6 protein-coding genes are annotated in these 6,074 nt (G+C 65.5%); all 6 read right to left on the bottom strand.

Annotation, left to right across the window (positions count from 1 at the left end):
- On the bottom strand, window positions 1–917 hold a 917-nt coding region (locus RBR52_RS15205; protein ID WP_320378118.1), incomplete at its 3' end, for a methyl-accepting chemotaxis protein.
- 87 nt (window positions 918–1,004) lie between these two features.
- A complete protein-coding gene (locus tag RBR52_RS15210) occupies window positions 1,005–2,093 on the bottom strand; it encodes a protein-glutamate methylesterase/protein-glutamine glutaminase (RefSeq protein ID WP_413818340.1) in 1,089 nt (362 codons plus the stop codon).
- On the bottom strand, window positions 2,084–2,674 hold the full coding sequence (locus RBR52_RS15215; RefSeq protein ID WP_320378119.1) for a chemotaxis protein CheD: 591 nt from the start codon (window positions 2,672–2,674) through the stop codon (window positions 2,084–2,086). Before RBR52_RS15215 ends, RBR52_RS15210 begins: the two co-directional genes overlap by 10 nt.
- A gap of 150 nt (window positions 2,675–2,824) precedes the next feature.
- Complete coding sequence (locus tag RBR52_RS15220; protein ID WP_320378120.1) at window positions 2,825–3,631, bottom strand: protein-glutamate O-methyltransferase CheR; 807 nt, start codon at window positions 3,629–3,631, stop codon at window positions 2,825–2,827.
- An 8-nt stretch (window positions 3,632–3,639) separates the two neighbouring features.
- Window positions 3,640–4,185: a chemotaxis protein CheW gene (locus RBR52_RS15225; RefSeq protein ID WP_320378121.1), complete on the bottom strand. Its 546-nt coding sequence runs from the start codon at window positions 4,183–4,185 to the stop codon at window positions 3,640–3,642.
- Window positions 4,186–4,209: 24 nt separating this feature from the next.
- On the bottom strand, window positions 4,210–5,835 hold the full coding sequence (locus RBR52_RS15230) for a methyl-accepting chemotaxis protein (RefSeq protein WP_320378122.1): 1,626 nt from the start codon (window positions 5,833–5,835) through the stop codon (window positions 4,210–4,212).
- Between the last annotated feature and the right edge of the window lie 239 nt (window positions 5,836–6,074).

Here is a 6,074-nt window from a genome sequence, read left to right on the forward strand (position 1 = left end):
TGCTCCAGCGTGGCGGAAGTCTGCTCGACCGAAGCCGCCTGCTGCGAGGTCGATTGCGCGATGCTCTGCGAGGTGCTTGAGACCTGGCCCGATGCCGAGAGCAGTTGTTCGGCAGACGAGCGCACCGAGCCGATCACCGCCGTGAGTTGCGTGACCATCTGCCCCAGGGCGGCGAGCAGTTGACCCGTTTCATCCTTCGACGGGGAAAGCACCCGCACCGAGAGATCGCCGCCTGCCACGCGCCGGGCGACTTCCACCGCCTGGCTCAACGGGCGGGTGATCGAGCGGGTGATCCAGAAACCGCCCGCCGTCGCCGCGAGGACGAACCCGAGCGTGATCCACAGCGCCTGGCGCGCCGCGCTGGCATAGTCCGACTGGCTCTGCGCATAGGCGGCCTGCATCTGCGCCTGCTGATGATCGATCAGGGTCTCGATGCGTTGGTGCATGGCCAGCACGATGGGCGCGGCCAGTTGGGTGTAGAGGGTGCTGGCCTGCGGGTAGAGCCCTTGCCGCATCAGGCTGATGACCTGCTGCTGCACGCCCCGGTTTTTCGCGATCAGGCTCTTGATTTGGGCAAGCTGATGGTTGACCTCGGCGTTCGGGGGCAGGGCTTGCAGCGCTTCGAATGCTCGCTCGGTGCTTTCGCGGTTTGCCGCAAGCTGTTTTTTCAGGGCGAGCTGCGCTTGTTCATGCGCCGGGTTCAGCAGGGCTTGGTAGAACGCCGTGGTGGTGCTCTGGAAGTTGGTGAAAAAGGTGTTGAGCAGGTCGATACGCCGGGCTTGCACGTGCACGATGGAACCGAGCCGGGCGTTGGATTGCGCCAACTGCTGCTGCGCCAGTACGGCACTCAGCACGATGACGGCGAGCATGCCGATCAGCCCCAGGGTCATGCGGGTGCGAATGCGAAGGTGGTTCATCAGGAGCGGGGAAAGGATGTTGTTCGACGCCTTTGGAACGACACCCTCGCGGCCCCGCCGTATAGGGGAAGACCCCCGTTGCCGTCATCAAAGGCGACCGTATTCCACCATCGCCGCGCCGATGTCGCCCAGCGCCAGGGTGCGGTCGGCCGCACCGAGTTTCACCGCTTCCTTGGGCATGCCGTAGACCACGCTGCTGGCCTCGTCCTGCGCGATGGTGCGGGCGCCGGCGTCGTGCATCTCCTTGAGGCCGCGAGCACCGTCGTCGCCCATGCCGGTGAGGATGATGCCCAGCGCGTTGCGTCCGGCGCATTGCGCCACCGAGCGGAACAGCACGTCCACCGAAGGCCGGTGGCGGTTGACGGGCGGGCCGTCGCGCACTTCGACGTGATATTGCGCGCCGCTGCGCCGCACCTGCATGTGGCGGCCGCCCGGCGCGATGAGCACCAGGCCCGGAATCAGCCGGTCGCCGTCGCGCGCTTCGCGCACGTCGAGCGCGCACACCGTGTTCAGGCGTTCGGCGAAGGCGGCGGTGAATTTCTCCGGCATGTGCTGCACCACGGCGATGCCCGGTAGGGCGCGGGGCAGGGTGGTGAGCACGCGCTCCAGCGCCACGGTGCCGCCGGTGGACATGCCCATGGCGATGATCTTCTCCGTGGTGTCGGTCAGTACATGCGCGCCGGGGGTGAACGCAGGCTGCGCCGCGGCCTGGGCCACGCTGACCACGGGCCGCGTCCAGGCGCGCAGATTGCCGGTATTGGCGCGGGCCGCGGCCTTGATGGTCTGCGTCAGCTCGGCGGTCTGCTCCAGCAGAAAATCCTTGAGGCCCACGCGCGGCTTGTTGACCACGCTCACCGCCCCGGCTGCCAGCGCATCGAGGGTGATCTGCGCGCCCTTTTCGGTGAGAGTGGAGCAAATCACCACGGGCAGCGGGTGTTCCACCATGAGTTTTTTGAGGAAGGTGATGCCATCCATGCGCGGCATTTCGACATCGAGCACCAGCACGTCGGGCCAGGCGCCCTGCTGCATGCGCTGCAGCGCGAACAGCGGGTCGGGCGCGACGCCGATGACCTCGATACCGGGATCGCGCAGCAGCACGGCCTGGAGTACCTGCCGCATCACGGCGGAATCGTCGACGATGAACACCTTGATCCTGTCGCCGGGCATCATGGACATCCGGGGTTGTCGGTGCCCGGTAGCGCGCATCGGCTGATCGACGCTTCAGCATTCTGGCCCCAGAACTTCAGATAGGCATCGCCGCTCCAGATCTCGAACAGCAGGTTGCGGTGGCCCTCGCCCCCCAGATGCTCGGCCTTCAGCCGCAGGCCATGCTGGCGCACGAGTTCGCGCCCGCGCAGCACATTTTTGCAGGGCACATCCACGCAGCCGACCTGCGCAGGCAAGGGCCGGTCTGGTGCGAACATGCGCCCGCCGCCGAACAGCTTGGCCTCGTATTCGTCAGGCCGGGTGCCCGCCGCGCGCATGTCGCGCAGGAACAGCAGCATGGCCTCGTCGGCATAGCGGCCGTCGAGTTCGCGGTGCGCGCCGTGATGCGCGCCGCGTCCGGGCAGCATGTAATGACACAGCCCGCCGATTCTCAGCCGCGGATGCCACACCGCGATCGCGACGCAAGAGCCCAGCAGCGTGCGCACGCGGGTGCGCCCTTCGCCGAAGTACAGCTCGCCCGGCTGCAGAAAGATTTCCAGCGGCTCTTCCTGCGGCGCTTCGCCAGGTGAGGCAGACGGTGCGGTATTCATCGTAGAACTGACTTCGGTTTGAAACCCCGCCCTTCAGGGCGGTGGGAGCCGCAGACCTCGGCCTGAAGGCCGAGGTTTCGGTGACCGTTTTGGCAGGGGATGCAAACCCCTTCCAAAACACATTTGACCGACAGGCCTGAAGGCCTGTCGCTAATTTCTTGCTTGCGGCTTTTGGTAAACGGCGGGCTGAATGCTGCGCACCGGCAGATCGAGGCCGTTCAGGCTTTCGGAATGGCCGATGAACAGATGCCCGCCGGGCCTGAGCACATCGAGCAGCCGACGGCATACGGCGCGCTTGGTGTCGGCATGGAAATAGATCATCACATTGCGCAGCACGACCAGATCGAACAGGCCGATGTCGGGCAGGGGTGCGTTGAGGTTGATGACGGCAAAGCGCACCCGCTCGCGGATCGCAGGCTGCAGCGTGAAATAGCCTTCCTGCGCGCCCGTTCCCTTCAGGCAGAAGGCCTTGAGGTAGGGCTGGGGAATTTTTTCGGCGCGCTCCATCGGGTAGATGGCGCGGCGCGCCTGCTCGATCACCCGGGTGGAAATGTCGGAAGCCACGATCTCCCACGGCCGCTGCCCCATGCGCTCGGCCAGCACCAGGGCGATGCTGTAGGGCTCTTCGCCGCTGGAGCAGGCCGCGCTCCACACCCGGAAGGGGCGCGAGGCGTCCGCCTGAGGGACGATTCTCTCCGACAGATAGGCGAAGTGGCGCGGCTCGCGGAAGAAATAGGTTTCGTTGGTGGTGAGCAGGTCGATGGCCTGCTGGCGCTCAGTCGGGTCTTGCCGCAGATGCTGCAGGTAAGCGGTGAAACTGGACAGGCCCAGCGCGTGAAGCCGCTTGGACAGGCGGCCTTCGACCAGCGCCTTTTTCGACGGCGCCAGGGTGATGCCGGCGGCCTCGAACATCAGGCGGGAAAAACCGCTGAGTTCGGTGTCGGAGAGAACGGTCATGGCCCCGTTCAGGCGGCTATCGCGGCCGCCTGCGCCAATCCCGCCATGTCTTCGACCGACAGCACGCGACCCACGTCGAGCAGGATGATGAAGCCGGCCTCGGTGCGCGCCATGCCGCGGATGAATTCCTGCCGCAGCCCGACGCCGAAGCTGGGCGGCGGCTCGATCTGCTCGGCTTCCATGTCGAGCACGGCATTCACCGCATCGACCAGCACACCGATGGACATCGGCCCTCCATCACCTTCGCCTTCGACCTCGATGATGACGATGCAGGTGCGGGGCTTCAACTCCGTCGGCGCGCGCCCGAAGCGCTGCGCCAGATCGATCACCGGCACCACATTGCCGCGCAGATTGATCACGCCATGGACGAAGGCCGGCATCATCGGCACGGTGGTCGGGCGGGTGTATTCCAGAATCTCCCGCACCCGCAGGATGTCCAGGCCGTACACCTCGTTCTGCAGGGTGAAGGTCAGGTACTGGCCGCTGGCTGGCCGGGCGACGCCGGATGGCGGCAGGGCAGCGGTGGCAGACGGGTGCGCAAGGGCGGTGGTCATAGGGGCTCCTCGAAGAATGGGGGATCAGAATTTGACAAAGTCTCCCGCACCCGCGGCGGCCAGCGCCGGGGCAGGCGTGACAGGGCGCCTGAGCGGGGAGGCTGGCGGCGCATGCGAGCGGGCTGCATTCTGCGCCGGTTCGACGCCGGTTTTGAACTGGCTGACGAGCGCTTTCAGGGCCTGGGCATGGGCATTCATTTCCTCGGCGGTGGCGGCGAGTTGTTCCGAAGCCGAGGCGTTCTGCTGCGTCAGCGCCGAGAGTTGGGCGACGGCCTGATTGATTTGCTGCATGGTGGTGGACTGCTCGTTGGAGGCCGCTGCGATCTTCTGGACGAGATCCCTGTTTTCGTTTTTCAGGATGACGAGCTCACTCATCATGTGGCTGGCCTGGTCGGCATGTTTGACGGTGGTCGAAGCCAGGCCGCCGATCTCCTGGGCGGCGGATTGACTTTTCTCGGCCAGTCTTCTCACCTCGGCAGCCACCACGGCAAACCCCTTGCCATGCTCCCCCGCGCGGGCGGATTCGATCGCCGCGTTCAGCGCCAGCATATTGGTCTGGTAGGCGATGTCGTCGATGAGCGAAATGCGTTCGGCAATGGTGCGCATCGCCGCGGAAACTTGTTTCACCGCGGCTTGGCTGTCTTTTGCATGGGCGAGCACCTGCTGGGCAAGGGCATCGGCGGCTGTGGCGTGGTCGGCGTTCTGGCGGATCGACGCTGCGGCCTGCTCGACGGTGGCCGAGGTTTGCTCCACCGAAGCCGCCTGCGCCGAGGCCGATTGAGACAGGCTTTGCGAGGTGCTGGAGACCTGGGATGAGGCCGAGAGCAACTGCCCGGAGGAAGCATGCACCGAGCCGATGACTGCCGTGAGCCGCGAGATCATCCGATCCAGCGCCGTGAGCATGCGGCCGGCCTCGTCGCGGAAAGCCGAAGCCACCCGCACCGACAGGTCGCCCTCGGCCACACGTTGCGTGGCGTCCACCGCCTGACGCAGGGTGCGGGCGATCGCGCGCGACAGCAGCCAGTTGGTCAGCACGTTCAGCAATACGGCGGCTGCGGCAGCGACCAGCGCGATCATCAGGGCGTTTGCCGCATCGCGTTGGATGGCGGCCTGCTGGCTGGCCGTGCTGTCGTTCTGCGCGGCGGTCAATGTCTGCAACTGGGCTTGAATTTGCCGATCCCGGGGAAACAGGTCATTGACCAGCGCGTTGATGCCGTCGATCTGGTGGTATTGGCTGGCTCTGAGGATGCCCGGAATCGCGGTCTGCTCCTGTTTGTGCAGCGCGGCGATGGCCTGGAGCGCGCGGGTCTGTGCGGCATCATGGGCTTGCAGCGCCAGGGCCTGCTGCAGGGCCTCGTCGAATTGTTTTTGCACCGCATCGAGCGCAGCCTGTGCCTGGGCACTGTCTGCAGACATGACCCGGCTGACTATCGCTTTGGTGTACTGTGCCTGCAGCAGTCCCAAACGGTCCAGCGCGCTCTGGTAAGCGCTGGTGTGGCCCACGTAATGGGCAAATTCCTGCCGCAGATCCTGCAAGCCCGTCAGGCTGATGGCCAGGGCGATGACAAACAGCAGCGACGCCAGCCCTGAATAGAGCATCAGGCGCAGGCCGATGCTGAGGTTTCTCAGGTTTTGCGGAAAAGCCGTCATGGTTCAACTCCTCGGGAAAACGCCTTACGCGGTCTGTCAAATGAAACACTGAAAACTCATCTTCCACTGCGGGGGAGGTTGGGAGAAGAGGATTTTGACGGCATTTCGTTAAAACTTCACGAATTCCGGCGTCGTGTCCGCCGGGGCGGGCTGCCGGGGTTCGGTGGGCTGCTGTGCGGGTTGCTGGCGCGGGCGCTCGGCAATCGGGCGAGTCTGACGCGCTGCGCCGCTTTCATCGG

It is taken from the genome of Thiomonas sp. (assembly GCF_034007205.1).
Classification (GTDB): Bacteria; Pseudomonadota; Gammaproteobacteria; order Burkholderiales; family Burkholderiaceae_C; genus Thiomonas.

Excerpts from the sequence above, each read along its gene's own strand:
- RBR52_RS15210 (WP_413818340.1), bottom strand. The coding sequence starts at position 2,093 with ATGTCCATGATGCCCGGCGACAGGATCAAGGTGTTCATCGTCGACGAT.
- RBR52_RS15215 (WP_320378119.1), bottom strand. The coding sequence starts at position 2,674 with ATGAATACCGCACCGTCTGCCTCACCTGGCGAAGCGCCGCAGGAAGAG.
- RBR52_RS15220 (WP_320378120.1), bottom strand. The coding sequence starts at position 3,631 with ATGACCGTTCTCTCCGACACCGAACTCAGCGGTTTTTCCCGCCTGATG.
- RBR52_RS15225 (WP_320378121.1), bottom strand. The coding sequence starts at position 4,185 with ATGACCACCGCCCTTGCGCACCCGTCTGCCACCGCTGCCCTGCCGCCA.
- RBR52_RS15230 (WP_320378122.1), bottom strand. The coding sequence starts at position 5,835 with ATGACGGCTTTTCCGCAAAACCTGAGAAACCTCAGCATCGGCCTGCGC.